The organism is Catenovulum agarivorans DS-2 (assembly GCF_000568405.1).
In the GTDB taxonomy this organism is placed as follows: domain Bacteria; phylum Pseudomonadota; class Gammaproteobacteria; order Enterobacterales; family Alteromonadaceae; genus Catenovulum; species Catenovulum agarivorans_A.
Genome location: NZ_ARZY01000023.1, coordinates 1 through 15,730 on the forward strand (window position 1 = coordinate 1; position 15,730 = coordinate 15,730).

Annotated in this window: 14 protein-coding genes and 1 tRNA gene; 12 read left to right on the forward strand and 3 right to left on the reverse strand. The window is 41.0% G+C overall.

What is annotated here, in order from left to right; all coding sequences use genetic code 11:
• Positions 1–244 precede the first annotated feature (244 nt).
• The 7 genes from mpl to msrA all read left to right on the forward strand — a co-directional run bounded on the left by mpl (position 245) and on the right by msrA (position 6,874).
• Complete coding sequence (mpl, locus tag DS2_RS12150) at positions 245–1,597, forward strand: UDP-N-acetylmuramate:L-alanyl-gamma-D-glutamyl-meso-diaminopimelate ligase (RefSeq protein WP_035015089.1); 1,353 nt, start codon at positions 245–247, stop codon at positions 1,595–1,597.
• Positions 1,597–2,211, forward strand: a complete 615-nt coding sequence (locus tag DS2_RS12155) for a flavin prenyltransferase UbiX (protein ID WP_035015090.1) — start codon at positions 1,597–1,599, stop codon at positions 2,209–2,211. Before mpl ends, DS2_RS12155 begins: the two co-directional genes overlap by 1 nt.
• 23 nt (positions 2,212–2,234) lie before the next feature.
• Entirely contained in the window at positions 2,235–3,161 is a 927-nt protein-coding gene (locus DS2_RS12160) for an ABC transporter ATP-binding protein (protein ID WP_035015091.1), read from the forward strand.
• Positions 3,158–3,931: an ABC transporter permease gene (locus DS2_RS12165; protein ID WP_035015092.1), complete on the forward strand. Its 774-nt coding sequence runs from the start codon at positions 3,158–3,160 to the stop codon at positions 3,929–3,931. The genes DS2_RS12160 and DS2_RS12165 overlap by 4 nt, the downstream gene beginning before the upstream one ends.
• Positions 3,931–4,599 carry a tRNA (guanine(46)-N(7))-methyltransferase TrmB gene (gene trmB, locus DS2_RS12170; RefSeq protein WP_035015093.1) on the forward strand — a complete coding sequence of 223 codons (669 nt, stop codon included), beginning with the start codon at positions 3,931–3,933 and terminating at the stop codon, positions 4,597–4,599. The genes DS2_RS12165 and trmB overlap by 1 nt, the downstream gene beginning before the upstream one ends.
• Positions 4,600–4,714: 115 nt before the next feature.
• On the forward strand, positions 4,715–6,331 hold the full coding sequence (locus DS2_RS12175; protein ID WP_035015094.1) for a methyl-accepting chemotaxis protein: 1,617 nt from the start codon (positions 4,715–4,717) through the stop codon (positions 6,329–6,331).
• A gap of 21 nt (positions 6,332–6,352) precedes the next feature.
• Positions 6,353–6,874, forward strand: a complete 522-nt coding sequence (msrA, locus tag DS2_RS12180; protein WP_035015095.1) for a peptide-methionine (S)-S-oxide reductase MsrA — start codon at positions 6,353–6,355, stop codon at positions 6,872–6,874.
• A 15-nt stretch (positions 6,875–6,889) separates the two neighbouring features.
• On the opposite strand, the gene DS2_RS12185 is transcribed toward msrA, so the two are convergent.
• From DS2_RS12185 to DS2_RS12195, 3 genes are all read right to left on the reverse strand, one after another.
• Positions 6,890–7,876 carry an ion channel gene (locus tag DS2_RS12185; RefSeq protein WP_035015096.1) on the reverse strand — a complete coding sequence of 329 codons (987 nt, stop codon included), beginning with the start codon at positions 7,874–7,876 and terminating at the stop codon, positions 6,890–6,892.
• A 76-nt stretch (positions 7,877–7,952) separates the two neighbouring features.
• Entirely contained in the window at positions 7,953–9,623 is a 1,671-nt protein-coding gene (locus tag DS2_RS12190) for a response regulator (RefSeq protein WP_081754264.1), read from the reverse strand.
• 107 nt (positions 9,624–9,730) lie between these two features.
• Positions 9,731–9,815, reverse strand: a tRNA-Tyr gene (locus DS2_RS12195).
• Between the two features lie 128 nt (positions 9,816–9,943).
• Between DS2_RS12195 and DS2_RS12200 the strand changes: the two genes are divergently transcribed.
• From DS2_RS12200 to DS2_RS12220, 5 genes are all read left to right on the forward strand, one after another.
• The gene (locus tag DS2_RS12200; RefSeq protein ID WP_035015098.1) at positions 9,944–10,423 is read left to right on the forward strand and encodes a VC2046/SO_2500 family protein; all 480 of its coding nucleotides are present in this window, start codon (positions 9,944–9,946) and stop codon (positions 10,421–10,423) included.
• A 65-nt stretch (positions 10,424–10,488) separates the two neighbouring features.
• The gene (gene flhA / locus DS2_RS12205) at positions 10,489–12,642 is read left to right on the forward strand and encodes a flagellar biosynthesis protein FlhA (protein ID WP_035015099.1); all 2,154 of its coding nucleotides are present in this window, start codon (positions 10,489–10,491) and stop codon (positions 12,640–12,642) included.
• A 50-nt stretch (positions 12,643–12,692) separates the two neighbouring features.
• Positions 12,693–14,099: a flagellar biosynthesis protein FlhF gene (gene flhF / locus DS2_RS12210; protein ID WP_035015101.1), complete on the forward strand. Its 1,407-nt coding sequence runs from the start codon at positions 12,693–12,695 to the stop codon at positions 14,097–14,099.
• 15 nt (positions 14,100–14,114) lie between these two features.
• Entirely contained in the window at positions 14,115–14,969 is an 855-nt protein-coding gene (locus DS2_RS12215; protein ID WP_200870146.1) for a MinD/ParA family protein, read from the forward strand.
• A 6-nt stretch (positions 14,970–14,975) separates the two neighbouring features.
• Positions 14,976–15,698 (forward strand): RNA polymerase sigma factor FliA, encoded by a 723-nt coding sequence (locus DS2_RS12220; RefSeq protein ID WP_035015102.1) that lies wholly within the window; start codon positions 14,976–14,978, stop codon positions 15,696–15,698.
• Positions 15,699–15,730 lie beyond the last annotated feature (32 nt).

A 15,730-nucleotide genomic window follows, 5' to 3' on the forward strand; every position in this document is an offset into this window, starting at 1 on the left:
GAAAAGTCGGAGCGCACAGGGATTGTGTTTAAAGCGTTTCTGTTTTAGTGAATGTAAGCCTGACCCTGTACATATTGCACAGTATTCACAACACTAGCTCTGAATATATTGCACCCGGCCTTTATAAACCCAGCTAAATTTCCCAACACTGATCCTTTCACCACAGATAGCTGGTATTATTTATGCCCAAGCAGTAGCTTGAGTACATCACCATTAATAACAACCAACAAATACACGGATTATCATGCATATACATATCTTGGGCATTTGCGGAACATTTATGGGCGGCTTAGCTGTTTTAGCCAAAGAACTCGGCTACAAAGTAACAGGCTCAGATTTAAATGTTTACCCACCTATGAGCACCCAGTTAGAATCACAAGGTATTGAGCTGGTTCAAGGCTACGATCCTGCACAGCTTGATATCAACCCAGATTTAGTCGTTATCGGCAACGCCATGTCGCGCGGTAACCCAGTGGTCGAAGCTGTACTAGATAAAAACATCCCCTACATATCTGGCCCACAATGGTTGTTTGAACATGTATTAAAAGACAAATGGGTATTGGCTGTAGCTGGTACACACGGCAAAACCACAACATCCAGCATGCTGGCTTGGATACTCGAGCACACAGGCTGTAAACCGGGGTTTTTAATTGGCGGGGTGGCAAATAACTTTGCAATATCCGCTCGTTTAGGTGATTCAATCTTTTTTGTTATAGAAGCAGATGAATACGACAGCGCCTTTTTCGATAAACGCAGTAAGTTTGTTCATTACCATCCACGCACGTTAATTTTGAATAATCTAGAATTTGATCACGCGGATATATTTGAAAACCTCGCTGCCATTAAAAAACAATTCCATCACTTGGTTCGTATTGTGCCGCAGTCTGGTTTGATTATTAGCCATCAAGACGATAAAAATGTTGAAGATACATTGGCAATGGGCTGCTGGAGTGAGCAAAACAAAATTGGCAAAGAGTGGTCGTATAAAGCGGTAAGTCCAGACTGTACTCAAATTGAAATTTATTTTAATGATGAATTACAAGGGCTACTTAATTGGCCATTATTAGGTGAGCACAATGCACATAACGCATTAATGGCAATAATTGCGGCGCGCCACGCTGGGGTTAAGCCAGTAGACGCCATTGCCGCATTAGCTGAATTCAAAAACGTTAAACGTCGTTTAGAAAAAATAGGTGAAGTTAATTCAATTAGTGTATTTGATGATTTTGCCCACCATCCAACAGCTATTACCACCACGCTGCAAGGGGTTGTTGCCAATAATCAATCAGGTAGAGTGATTGCTGTGTTAGAGCCGAGATCAAATACGATGAAAATGGGATTTCATAAACAAGAGCTAGCCGAGTCACTCAATTTAGCTGAAGCCGTATTTTTATATCAAGATCCAGGGTTAAAGTGGTCTCTAGACGAAGTTACGCAAAATTTGAAACAGCACAACCTAGTATGTGCAAATATCGATGAACTTGCCGCTAAAATAGCCGACTACGCATTACCCAATGATAAAATAGTGGTTATGAGTAATGGTGGTTTTGGCGGTATTCATCAAAAAATTATCAAAGCATTGGAGCAACTAGCTTAATGAATCAACAACAATTAACCTTAGCACTGACTGGCGCATCGGGTATGCCGTATGCGCTAAAGTTGTTACAAGCTTTGGTTAAAGCTAATTGGCAGGTGCACCTGCTTATTTCATCCGCAGCTAAAGTGGTATTAAAAACCGAAACTGAGTTAGATATACCTAGCCAGCCCAAAGCAGCACAGGCGTTTTTAACTGAATATTGCCAAGCCCAGCCTGAGCAAATTTTATGTTATGGCAAAGATGATTGGTTTTCACCAGTTGCATCTGGCTCTGCTGCCCCTAAATATATGGTGATTTGCCCTTGTTCTATGGGCACGGTTTCTGCGGTTACCCATGGTGCAAGTGATAATTTAATTGAGCGCGCGGCTGATGTAGTGATTAAAGAAAAAGGTCAATTGATTATCGTGCCGCGCGAAATGCCGTTTTCGGCCATTCATTTAGACAATATGGCGAAACTTGCCCATTTAGGCGTGACCGTAATGCCTGCCAACCCAGGCTTTTACCATGCACCAAAAACTATTGACGATTTAGTTGAATTCGTTGTTGCACGCATTTTAGATCATATTGGTGTTGAGCAAACCATGGTTAAACCTTGGGGTTATAAACCAAAATAAATAGGACAAGTGAAAATAACATTATGAATGCATTGGAAATTTCACAGTTAAAAAAAGTATATAAAGGTCAAGTTGAAGCGCTAAAGGGCATCGACTTAACGGTAGTTGAAGGTGACTTTTTTGCGTTGCTTGGGCCAAACGGTGCGGGCAAATCAACCACAATAGGCATTTTAACTGCACTTGTGAATAAAACCTCTGGTCAGGTAAAAGTATTTGGCCATGATTTAGACTCAGAATTAGAGCTAGCTAAAGCACACATAGGGTTAGTGCCACAAGAATTTAACTTCAATCAATTTGAAACTGTGCAACAAATTGTCGTTAATCAAGCAGGTTATTATGGGGTTGAACGTAAAGTTGCGATAGAGCGCAGTGAAACTTACCTTAAACAAACGGACTTGTGGGAAAAGCGCAATACGCCTGCACGAAACTTATCTGGCGGTATGAAACGGCGTTTAATGATAGCGCGTGCCATGATGCATCAACCTAAGTTATTGATTTTGGATGAACCAACTGCCGGTGTTGATATCGAAATTCGCCGCTCAATGTGGAAATTCTTACAAGAGATCAATCAAAGTGGCGTCACCATTATTTTAACTACGCACTATCTTGAAGAAGCCGAAAGTTTGTGTCGCAATATCGCAATAATTGACCAAGGGTTAATTATTGAAAATACCAGCATGAAAGCTCTATTGGGCAAGTTATCAGTAGAAACTTTTATTTTAGATTTAGCCAAAGATGTAGACGAGCTATCGCTGGTGTGTGCCAAATCACACCTGCTAGACCCTCATACATTACAAGTTGAAATTAACAAAGGTGATTCGCTTAACCATGTATTTGCTGAGCTTTCAAATTTGGGCATTAATGTGTTGAGTATGCGCAATAAGAGCAATCGCCTAGAAGAACTTTTTGTTAATTTGGTTGAACAAGGTAAACAACAGGAATCAGCATGATCAAAGCAAATTATTGGATTGCATTGCAAAGCATCGTTTATAAAGAATGTAATCGTTTTTTACGTATTTGGGTGCAAACACTTGTACCACCAGCTATTACTATGACGCTATATTTTGTGGTGTTTGGTAGTTTAATAGGCCGCCGAGTGGGTGAAGTCAACGGATTTGAATACGTTGAATTTATGATGCCAGGGTTAATTATGTTGTCTGTTATCAACAATGCGTATTCCAATGTGTCTTCATCATTTTTTAGTGCCAAGTTTCAACGCAATATTGAAGAATTATTAGTGGCGCCTGTGCCTACTTGGGTGATTGTTTGGGGCTATGTATTAGGTGGTGTTCTCCGAGCTGTATTAGTTGGCGCGATTGTTACAGCGGTTGCATTGTTTTTTGTTGATATTCAAATTTATAACTTTTGGGTTATTATTACCACCTTATTACTGACCGCCATTTTGTTTGCCTTAGGAGGCCTAATAAATGCTGTGTATGCTAAAACCTTTGATGACATTAGCATAGTGCCTACATTTATATTATCGCCTTTGACCTACTTAGGGGGGGTATTCTTTTCAGTTTCTATGTTGCCTGGTTTTTGGCAACAAGTTAGCCAAGCGAATCCAATTATTTATATGGTCAATGCATTTAGATTTGGCTTCTTAGGAACTTCAGATATCAACTTAACAGTGGCGTATAGTATATTAATTGGCCTAACCATAGTGTTGTTTACTACTGCAACCATGTTGATTAAAAAAGGTGTGGGGATTAGACACTAATGCAAGCAAACTCTCGTGCCATTGTATCTAATCAAGAAGGCATACATAAAGACCTAGAGTCAATTGTGTTAAAACATAAAAATAGCCAATTCTTAAAGCCGATTGCTGAACATTCGAGGCAAGCATTTGAACAAATTTGTCAATTTGTGCAATTTTCAGATGTAGATAAAACGGTTAGCAAACCGATCATTTTTGACGCTTGCTGCGGGGTAGGCGAGAGCAGCCGGCAGTTAGCGCAAAAATTTCCTGACCATTGTGTAATTGGCGTAGATAAGTCAGCCGATAGGCTTAATCGACAAGGTCGGGAAGATTATCCTAACCTGATGTTGTTGCGTGCAGACCTAAACGATTTGTATCGTTTACTGGTTGATAGTCAAATGCCAATCTCCCAGCATAAGATTTATTACCCCAACCCATGGCCAAAAAGTCAGCATATAAAAAGACGCTGGCATGGCGCGCCAGTATTTAAACAGATAGTACAACTATGCCCTAATATTGAGTTGCGCTCAAACTGGTTGATTTACTTACAAGAATTCCAAGCTGGTTTGACACTCTATTCAATAAAAAGTCAGTTATCTACCATTGAAAACCCCTTGCCAGCGATAACGCCTTTTGAAGCCAAGTATCATGCTAGTGGACAAACACTATATTGCTTGCAAACGCTTTGATTTTTCGCGTAAAAGTTTGCTAACAGCCGTATATTGACTAAGCTTTTATTTAGTATTTAGGTTTGCTTAATAACTAAATGATAGTGAATAGTTTAAACATAGGCAGGGAAATTCCATGAACATTCATAGTATTAGAGTTAAAAGCTCTTGGCCAATTGTCGCGTTGGCTGTGGCGCTCTTGTTTGTGTTTTTCACACTTTCTTATTTGCTTTCGTTACAAGAAGACGCGTTGGAAGCGCAATCGGAAAAGTTCTTAAAGTCGATTGCTGTCGTTCTTAATGCTGATAGAGATTTATATCAAGCTAAAGTCGCTGAATTAAATATGTTGAACGCAATAGGTGACAAAAACGCAAATGACCAAGACAGACGAGAAAACGCATTGCAAGTCAAACAAAGGTTTGAAGCATATCGTCGTTATTTGGCTGACTTTCCCGATGTTGTTGACCGTTTCCGTGATTTTGACGTTTTGTTTAACGATTGGTACAAAGCTTCAGACAATATGGTGCAGCAAAGTTTTAGCAGTGAAGCTGATAAACAAAGGGTTATTCTAGCAACAGATAAGAAATTTGCAGCGCTGCGTGCAATTTTGGATAAAGCAGGTGAAGCCGCTGAACAAAAATCAGATGAGCTCAACAAGCAATTGCAAAGCGATGTAAGTGCTTTTAAACAAACGGCAATCCTAATTGCGTTAATCGTATTGGCTGCGGCAGCTTGGTTTAGCTATATCATACCCAAAGCTTTAACCGAACAAATAGAAAATCTAACCAGACAAATTCGCCAAATAGCTACTGGTAATGGTGATTTGACTAAACAGATTGACGCTCGTAGTAAAGACGAATTCGGTGAACTTGCGGGCGAATTTAATGGTTTTGTCGGTAATTTGCGTCAATTAATTAAATCTATATTGCAACAATCGAATAGACTCGCTGAGCTAACTGAAACGTTACGCCAATCTTCAACACAAACTAAAACCATTACAGATACACTGAACAAAGCTTCCGATTCAATCGTTAGTGCCGTGCATGAGATGAATTTGTCAAATAAAGAAATGTCACAAGTAGCGATTAATTCAGCAGATGAAGCCGAGCAGTCGACTAAACATGCACAACAAGGTTTGAGTGTAGTGAAAAGTGCAAATAATATCATTTTGCAGCTTTCTGCTGATATGGATACTGCGTTAGGCTCTTCTAGCGAGTTAGAAAAAAGCTCTGCTGATATTGCATCGGTTTTAGATGTTATCCGCAGTATTGCTGAGCAAACTAATTTACTCGCTTTAAATGCAGCGATAGAAGCAGCTAGAGCAGGGGAGCAAGGACGAGGGTTTGCTGTGGTTGCCGACGAAGTTAGAACTTTAGCTACTCGGACTCAAGAAAGCACTAATCATATTCAAGAAATGATTGAACAACTGCAGCACAATGTTGCTAAGTCGTCTCAGGCAATCAATAGTGGTAAAAACAATGTCGACAAAACCGTTGAAGGTTTTGCTGAAACGCAAAATGTATTCGAAGGGTTAATGGTATCAGCTAAAGCGGTTAGCGACCTGTCGTCACAAACTGCACAAGCTACCGAAGAGCAAAGTACGGTAGCGGATGATATTAGTCAAAACTTATTTGCACTGAATGAACAAAGCCAAGCTGCCAATGAGGTTGCCCATACTGGAGAGGGGTTGGCGCAAGATATTGGTCATTTATCAAACGAACTGAATAAAATGGTCAATCGATTTACAGTTTAAGTGATTTACTAAGGACATAACATGGAAAAGATCATTGTTGCGGGTGGCTGTTTCTGGTGTATTGAAGCTGCTTTTAACCGATTAAAAGGCGTCGAGCGTGCGGTATCTGGCTATTGTGGTGGTTCAGAAGATACTGCAAATTACCAGGATGTTTGCAGTGGTTTGACTGAACATGCTGAAGCGGTTGAAATAACCTATGACCCAGCACAAATAGATCTTGTTCTGCTATTAGAGGTCTTTTTTACCATACATGACCCAACTCAGTTGAATGGCCAAGGAAATGATATTGGGCCGCAATACCGCAGTGCAATTTTTTGTTTAACTGACAAACAATTGCAGGTATCCCATGATTTTATCCAGTTAATTCAGCGCAATTATTCAAGCCCAATTGTCACACAAGTGGAATATGCAAAAGCTTTTTTTGCTGCAGAGGGTTATCATCAAGGGTATTTTGACCAAAACCCTCAACAAGGTTATTGCCAATTTGTGGTTGCACCTAAAATGAAAAAGTTCACTGAGCTTTTCATGGATAAGCTAAAATAACAGCTAAATTGCGCGCTATCGGGTCATTTTCTTAACAAATACCACTACAAAGAGCGCCATAGTAAAACTGCCAGTAAACGCTTCACACGCTGCTATTATGCGAGAAGGCCCTGTAGGGGTAATGTCGCCATAACCTAAGGTTGTAAAGGTGACAACGCTATAATACAGTGCGCTGAAAAACTCGTTGATATTTTGTGACCAAGTCTGGCTAGGACTAAATTGGATACGTTCTTCTGCGAAATTTACCCCAAGCATAAAATAGGCACACGCGCAGGTAAATATCAGCATCATTGAAAAGGCAATGACATTTGCTGGGCGTTCGCCATAACCGCAAAATAAATCAACTAGTTTAGAGATGATCCGCTCTCTGGATAGTTTAGGCATTTGCATGCGCCGCATAGTCAGCTCTTTATGGATGCAGTAGCCAGTTAAATCAAATAACCCTTGATTTTCCGAGGCTTTACGAACATCGCGATAAATCTCCTCAGCTTGTTCAAAGTTATCCATCGCAATCTCTTGTTTGTCTTCTTTTAACGCTTGAAGGGCGGTCGTTTCTTGAAGTAACTTGTTGCCCAGCTGGATATTATCTAGTTTGGTTTGGATGAGTTTCGCGCCTAATAAGTTGGTATCTTGTAATTTGGCACAATGTAAATTCGCTTCAGTAAGGTCGGCTTTCATTAACGAGCCTTTGTCGAGACGAATGTTGAATAAATGAGAATGTCGTAAATTTGCACGATAAAAATCAGAGCCTGAAAAGTCATAGCCTAAACTGCTACCTCGTCTGACTAAGTTAACGCCTTCGAGGTTGGCGTATTTCAGCTGTAGACCTTGGGTAATACCGCCACTGCTTGCGTATCGCTCTAGCTTGTCGGTTAACTCCATACCTTTTTTATCAAAGGTTGGGTCATGCCAAAAGCAGTAGCCGTTGCCCATATCAACTTCTTGGCAGAAGCTACCGTCGGGTGCACAGTATTTACAGGTACCAAACTTGTTGTCTTGCATATATTTATCTTCGATTATTATTTTGCTTCAGAGGCGCTTAACCTAAGCCTAAACTAAGCTGCTATTTACGCAAGTTTTAGCGCCATTTTTTCTGCGGTGGGTTCAGCTTTTCCATTAGGCTATGGTATTGTTTTTCTAGTTCTTTATAGCGTTCAAACTGTTTGCTCGGCAGTTCGATACCATCTAATGCTTGAAAGGCTGCTTTTATGCGTTTTAATAGATCTTCGGGCTGTTTTTCACTGGTTTCTATTAATTTTATTATCGCTAAAATTAAATTTAATGTGCCGCCTGTATGCATAGGGGCAAACTTGAGTGCGCTATCAAATTGATGGAATGCCAAAATGTAATCTTGTTTCTTGTATGCGTCGATTCCCGCTTGATTTAACTGTTTAAACCCGCGTTGGCGTTTTTTATTTTCTTGTTTTAAATGGCTAATGGTATTTTTGATAAAGGGATTTTTATTGACTCTTTCGTCTTTACACTCATCTGCGACATGCTCAGCCAATTCGTATTCACCCATGGTATACAGTAAGCTTAGTTTTTCATACGCGTAGGGATCATCCGTTGCTTCTTCATCCTGAGCATGGGCAGACATCACTTTAAATAATTGCTTTTTCGCCGCGATCAAATGTTTATCCATGGCTTCAATACGCGCATTACATAATGTTTCAAAAACAGAGTAGTTATTAATATTGCCGATTAATTCGTCCTGTTTTGCTCGTTGCAGTGCAATCACTGCTTCCTGTTTAAGTTTATTCTGCTCTGATTTTTCTTCGCTGTGCTCTGCAGCATTAATGGTTGCGCGAATATAATTTAGAAGGTGAACACTATCTTGTTGAACTGACTTTCGCGTCATTTCTAAAATAGCTTTGCAAGCATCTTTGGCAATATCGTGCATATCGCTTGATTGGGCTATTTGACATAGTCGGTATTGGCGCTCGACGGAATAGGGCGAAAGTTCTGCTGCTCGAATGGCCATTTCTAACGAATGGGTTAAATCACCGCTCGCATGAAATGCTTCTGCCATCAGGTCGTAAGAATCTATAATCATGGGGGCTTGTTTCATCACCTCAGTGGCAATGACTATAGCTTGTTGGTGTTTTCCTTGGTGGTGATAAGTCCTTGCAAGTTGTATTTGTCCCCAAGTGTAGGGTTTTACTTTTAACAATTTGGTTAATAGATATTCTGCTTGCTCATATTGTTTTTGTTTACACAGCAGCTCGGCAAGTAGATTATTACAAAAATTGCGGTAGCGATTATTTTCACTGATCAGTCGAGTACACTCATTCATAGCTTGTTCGAAGTTTTCTTCGTGCATCGCTTGGTAAATGGGCAACAAATTTGTTCGTTTGTGCAGCGCCTTGTCTAATCTATGTTTAAGCACATTTTGCGAAAATGGCTTCATCACATAATCGTCTGGTTGCAATTCTATAGCGCCTAATACCATAGGCCTGTGGTTTTCACCTGTAACCATAATGCTGATGCAGTGAGGGGGCACGAGTTTTTTAGTTTTAATTTCTTCAATCACTTGCCGGCCATTTTTTCGATGCCCACCTAGGTTGTAGTCCACCAAAATAAAATCAAATTCATGATTTTTTGCTGCAGAAATGGCCGCTTCGCCGTTGGTTACCATTTGGACTTCTTTTACACCCAAGTTTAGTAGTATGCCCTTGAGCATAACTTGGAATGGTCGCTGATCGTCGACAACTAGAAAGCGTTTATCCTTGTATAAGGTTCCTGACTGCATAATAGAAAAAAATTATAAAACGAATGGTCTGAGTATTTACTTTAATTTTATGACTTGCAAGGTGTTTTGTAAGAGATTGTAACAACAGAAAAAATATAAAGAAGAAGTGGTGGAGGGGGCTGGATTCGAACCAGCGAAGGCAGAGCCGTCAGATTTACAGTCTGATCCCTTTGGCCACTCGGGAACCCCTCCGGAAGACGCGGCGAATACTATCAAATTAATTTTTGCTGTAAAGCTTTTTTATAAAAAAACTTAAGTTTTTTTTATCCAGGTCGATGATAAGGGTAAGTTTTCATCAAGTTGATTGAATATTAATCAAAATGCAAGTTATTCATGAAGGGCATATCGCTGCATCGTTAAATCGCGCTTTGGGACAAAACCAAAGAGGTGATTTTTCTTTGCTGTTGGCAATGCTTGATGACAATGTTTGTGAAAATGCTCAATTTAAACTTGCTACTCAACAGCAACAAGCGGAGCAAGCAGATGAGGCTGTATTGAAACAGCAATTAGGTGTTGTTGATGCTTTCAAAGTTTCGGCAGACGAGCAAGCGTACGAATCCGCGTTAGACCAAAGTTATGCACTTAATTTTGCGGGATTAGCCATGAATAAGCTGGTTGCGTATTTAAATCCACCCGCTTTGTCTCAGTTCAATGATAAAGGCAAAATAGATCAGCATGTTATTGATAACTTGTCTGTTCATGCGCGCAATCGGTTAGTGGCTGCACAACAAACACAAGAGCAAACAACATCTCCCAAAACAGACCCAACCTTGTTATACGATATTCTTCAAGCGGTTTAATGTAACCCTGGCCCTTTTTTTGCAAAGATATTCCCACTTATTTTTGGGTGTTGGATTATTGACGTATGCAATTGACGCAAGCTTTGCAAAAATTCAATTTTAATAAAGAAAACCTACAACAAATGACTGGCTTTGGGGTCGCATTTGTTGTGCTTGCTATTTTGGCAATGGTGGTATTACCCCTACCATCCATACTTTTAGATATACTGTTTTCGTTTAATATCGCTTTGTCTATGGTGGTATTATTGGTTGTTATATACACGCTCAAACCCTTGGATTTTGGTGCATTCCCAACTGTTATTCTTATTGCCACTGTCTTAAGGTTGGCCCTCAACATAGCCTCAACTCGTATCGTTTTACTCGAAGGTCACAATGGTGGCGACGCGGCTGGACAAGTTATTGCCTCGTTCGGTGAAGTGGTGATAGGTGGTAACTATGCAGTCGGTTTAGTTGTGTTTGCCATTTTAATGATAATCAACTTTAAAGTTGTTACCGCTGGTGCTGGGCGTATTTCTGAGGTGAGTGCACGTTTTACTTTGGACAGTATGCCGGGTAAACAAATGGCAATCGATGCTGACCTAAACGCCGGTTTTATTAACCAAGAAGAAGCGGTTAAGCGCCGTAAAGAAATTACCGATGAAGCCGACTTTTATGGTTCTATGGATGGTGCGAGTAAATTCGTTAAAGGTGATGCGATAGCGGGTTTGTTGATCATGCTAATCAATATTGCTGGTGGCTTGATTATTGGTATGGTGCAACATGAACTGAATTTTTCAGATGCAATCGAAATTTATACTCTACTAACCATTGGTGATGGTTTGGTCGCGCAAATACCGTCTTTGTTGTTGTCAGTTGGTACTGCAATTGTTGTAACACGGCAAAATACCTCTGTTGATTTAGGCGATCAGCTAACCGATCAATTAGGTAATTCAAAAGCATTGTATATTGCCGCAGCCATTTTATTGGTGATGGGGATTGTGCCAGGGATGCCACACTTGGCATTTATTGGTCTAGCAATCGTTGTTGCTGGCGTTGCTTATTGGCTTAGTCAAAAACGCGTTGCGCTTAGCGGCAGTAAAACGGGCTCGCTAATTAAACGCAGTGCAGTTGAGGGAACAAAAGGCACTCAAACCGAAGGCAAAGCACTACCTGAAAATACTCAAGCTGCAGCCGAGCCTCAGGAAATCAGTTGGGACGATGTACAACCAATGGATGTCATTGGCTTAGAAGTTGGATACCGACTGATTCCCTTAGTTGATAAGTCTCAAGGCGGAGAGTTACTTTCTCGTATTAAAGGTGTGCGTAAAAAACTATCGCAAGAAATGGGCTTTTTGGTCCCTGCCGTCCATATTCGTGACAACCTGGATTTATCACCAAACATCTACCGAATTTCATTGATGGGCGTGGTAATTGGTGAAGCAGAAATTTATCACGACAAAGAAATGGCGATTAATCCAGGTCAAGTGTTTGGCAAATTAAACGGGGTGAAAACAACAGATCCAGCATTTGGTTTAGAGGCAGTATGGATTAACCCAGATCAGCGAGAGCAAGCCCAGACACTTGGCTACACAGTTGTTGATGCATCAACTGTAGTGGCAACGCACTTGAGTCAATTACTAACCAATAATGCTTGGCAGTTAATTGGCCATGAAGAAGCACAAAACTTAATGGATATGTTAGCCAAGTCCTATCCAAAACTGGTAGAAGGTCTAGTGCCGGATATGTTGAGTTTGTCTTGTGTGGTTAAAGTAATGCAAAACTTATTGTTTGAAGGTGTGGCTATTCGCGATATGCGTACCATAGTTCAAACCTTAGTTGAGTACGCACCCAAGAGCCAAGACCCTGATGTATTAACCGCTGCAATCCGAATTGCATTGAGAAAATTGATTGTTCAGGAGATATCCAGCGGCATGGATGAATTGCCTGTCATAACTTTGTCACCAGAGTTGGAGCAAATATTGCATCAGTCTATGCAAGCAGGTGGTGCAGAAGGTGGGGGCATTGAACCAGGACTTGCAGAGCGCATTCAAAATGCCTTGCAAGAATCATCTCAACAACAAGAGATGAATGGCGAGCCTTCGGTTTTGTTGACTTCTGGCATACTGAGAAATGTGCTGGCTAGGTTTACCAAACACACTGTGCCTGGATTACATGTACTGTCGTATCAAGAGATACCAGATGACAAACAAATACGTATCGTTCATTCGATAGGGCAGTAACGTCAAATATTTGTCTGAGCATTGCAGTTTTGCGTAGCTGAGGAGGACTGATGAAAATTAAAAGGTTTGTAGCAAAAGATATTCGTTCGGCACTGAATCAAGTGAAAGTGACTTTAGGGCCTGATGCGGTCATTATGTCAAATACTAAGGTGCCAGAAGGGATTGAGATCGTTGCTGCTATCGATGCAGAGCCAACACCGGCGACTTCTCAGCCTGCAGCTGCAGCGCCTCAAGCGGCTCCTATGCAAGATGATGCTGAAGAGATTAAAATGTCAGATAGCTTGCAATCTTTATTACAAAGACAAAATAAAGCGCCAGCGGGTTTTGCCCCGAGCCGCAGCGAACGTCAAGAAAGTGACATGCAAAAAAATTTACGAGCGAATAAACAACGTATGATGCGCTCTTTGGCTGCGGCAGTCGATCAAGACGAAGCAGAAGACGACTGGCGCAATTCACCCCTTTTGCAGGCATCAAAACAGCAAGCGGTCAGCCAACCAACTTCAGCGCAAGTGGACGCTGCGCCAGCCAATGATGAGTTGAACTCGATTAAAGCTGAAATGGCAGAGTTACGTAACTTATTACAGCATCAAGTATCCGGTTTAATGTGGCAAGAGATGGCACGCAGTGAGCCAATTCGGGCATACATAGTCGACCGCATGAATAAAATGGGCATTGCTAGTGATGTTGCCGATCAAATTGCGAGTTTTTTACCTGGTGATATTGACCAAAACGAAGCATGGGAACACGCGTTAGATTTATTGACCAATCAAATCAATGTTACAAATAATGACATTATGCGTCGCGGTGGTGTTGTTGCTTTATTAGGGCCTACTGGCGTAGGTAAAACGACAACTGTCGCTAAACTAGCCGCTCATTTTGCTAAAAAGCACGGAGCTGATTCGGTTGCATTGGTGACAACAGACACATATCGTATTGGTGCACATGAACAATTACAAACTTATGCAAAAATAATTGGTTGTCCATGTAAAGTTGTGTCGCATTCAGAAGAATTAGCCGATACACTTCACCAACTACGTAATCGTAAACTAGTATTAATTGACACAGCAGGTGTTGGGCAAAGAGATCTGCGCCTAGCAGAACAATTGGATAGCTTGATGAAATCAACTAATGTTAAAATTCGTAGTTATTTAGTTTTACAAGCAACTGCCCAACGTCGAGTGTTGATGGAAGCTGTTCAGCAATTTAAACGAATTTCTTTATCTGGCTGTATTTTCACTAAATTAGACGAAAGCATGAGTTTAGGAGAAATTATTAGCGTTGCCATTCAAAATGCCTTACCGATCGGGTATCTTACTGATGGTCAGCGCGTGCCAGAGGATATAAAAGCAGCAAGTGCACAGTATTTAACCGATAAGGCAGCCGGATTATTGGACGAAAGAGATTTTTCTCATCCATACTGGTTTACAGATAGCGCAAGACAGCCTATATATAAATAAGAATTTATGAAGATAATGAACCAGTTAGGTGATCAGGCCAGTGGCCTTCGAAATATGAAGCAAAAAAGAGTAAAAGTAATTGCAGTCACAGGTGGCAAAGGCGGCGTTGGTAAAAGCAATGTTTCGCTGAATATGGCCGTTGCAATGGCTCAACAAGGCAAACGTGTGTTAGTCTTTGATGCCGACTTAGGTTTAGCCAACGTAGATGTGATGTTAGGTTTACGTGTCGAGAAAAACTTATCTCATTTGTTAGCTGGCGAGTGCACCTTAGATGATATCCTGATTACCGGTCCTCACGGCATTCAAATTGTACCAGCCACCTCTGGTACACGTAATATGGTGGAGCTTACACCACAAGAACATGCAGGGCTTATTCGAGCGTTCAGTGAACTAGAAAAAGAGTTTGACGTTTTGATAGTCGACACTGCCGCTGGTATTTCAGATATGGTGCTGAGCTTTTCTCGAGCAGCTCAAGATGTCATGGTGGTTGTATGTGATGAACCAACCTCTATTACCGATGCATACGCGCTAATGAAAGTACTGAATCGCGACTTTGGTGTATTCCGTTTTAAAATAGTTGCAAATATGGTGCGCTCAATGCGTGAAGGACAAGAATTGTTTGCTAAACTCTCTAAAGTTACCGATAGATTTTTAGATGTTGCAATTGAATTGGTTGCCATAATCCCCTTTGATGAAAACATCCGTAAATCAGTTAGAAGACAAAAAACAATTGTTGACGTATTTCCAAAATCACCTGCCGCTATTGCATTTAAAACTTTAGCCGCAAAAGCAGGTCGGTGGCCGATACCAGATAATGCAACCGGCCATCTTGAATTTTTCATTGAACAATTGGTTGCACCAGGAGCTTAGTCTGTTGTGAATAAAGTGGCGGCTTACCAAACAGTAGACCAAAAACAGGCATTAGTAGAGATGCATGCCGGGTTGGTCAAACGAATTGCCCATCATATGATGGCACGTTTACCCGCTAGTGTTCAGGTTGATGATTTAATTCAAGCTGGCATGATTGGCTTGCTTGAAGCTTCAAAGAATTTTGACGGTAGCAAAGGTGCAAGCTTTGAAACCTTTGCGGGTATCCGTATCCGAGGCGCAATGCTAGATGAAATTCGTCGTGGTGATTGGGCGCCTCGCTCAGTCCACAAAAATAGTCGAATGATTTCTCAGGCCATTGCCGAAGTTGAAAAAGAAACTGGCCGAGATGCGAGAGACGCAGAAGTTGCTGAAAAACTTGATATTTCGCTAGATGAGTACCATCATATTTTAAACGATGTTAATTGCGGAAAAATAATTGGTATCGAAGATTTGGGCGTAACTGAAGATGTCATCGGTAGCCCAGACAGCAAAAATGCTGACGAACCATTTGAAGATATCGCACATGGTGCTTTCCAGGGTGCTTTAGTCAAGGCCATTGAAACTTTACCAGAAAGGGAAGCGTTAGTTTTATCCTTGTACTATGATGAAGAATTGAACTTAAAAGAAATTGGCGCGGTTTTAGATGTGAGTGAATCTCGGGTGAGTCAAATTCACAGCCAAGCCATGCACAGATTAAAAGCCAGATTAAAAAGCTGGCAACAGATATAATTTGATTTGCTAGATAATAATCGCGAGCGGAG

Coding starts and splice junctions, on each gene's coding strand:
- DS2_RS12200 (WP_035015098.1), top strand. CDS start 9,944: ATGCAAGTTATTCATGAAGGGCATATCGCTGCATCGTTAAATCGCGCT.
- msrA (WP_035015095.1), top strand. CDS start 6,353: ATGGAAAAGATCATTGTTGCGGGTGGCTGTTTCTGGTGTATTGAAGCT.
- DS2_RS12215 (WP_200870146.1), top strand. CDS start 14,115: ATGAACCAGTTAGGTGATCAGGCCAGTGGCCTTCGAAATATGAAGCAA.
- DS2_RS12190 (WP_081754264.1), bottom strand. CDS start 9,623: ATGCAGTCAGGAACCTTATACAAGGATAAACGCTTTCTAGTTGTCGAC.
- DS2_RS12155 (WP_035015090.1), top strand. CDS start 1,597: ATGAATCAACAACAATTAACCTTAGCACTGACTGGCGCATCGGGTATG.
- DS2_RS12175 (WP_035015094.1), top strand. CDS start 4,715: ATGAACATTCATAGTATTAGAGTTAAAAGCTCTTGGCCAATTGTCGCG.
- mpl (WP_035015089.1), top strand. CDS start 245: ATGCATATACATATCTTGGGCATTTGCGGAACATTTATGGGCGGCTTA.
- DS2_RS12165 (WP_035015092.1), top strand. CDS start 3,158: ATGATCAAAGCAAATTATTGGATTGCATTGCAAAGCATCGTTTATAAA.
- DS2_RS12160 (WP_035015091.1), top strand. CDS start 2,235: ATGAATGCATTGGAAATTTCACAGTTAAAAAAAGTATATAAAGGTCAA.
- trmB (WP_035015093.1), top strand. CDS start 3,931: ATGCAAGCAAACTCTCGTGCCATTGTATCTAATCAAGAAGGCATACAT.
- flhF (WP_035015101.1), top strand. CDS start 12,693: ATGAAAATTAAAAGGTTTGTAGCAAAAGATATTCGTTCGGCACTGAAT.
- flhA (WP_035015099.1), top strand. CDS start 10,489: ATGCAATTGACGCAAGCTTTGCAAAAATTCAATTTTAATAAAGAAAAC.
- DS2_RS12185 (WP_035015096.1), bottom strand. CDS start 7,876: ATGCAAGACAACAAGTTTGGTACCTGTAAATACTGTGCACCCGACGGT.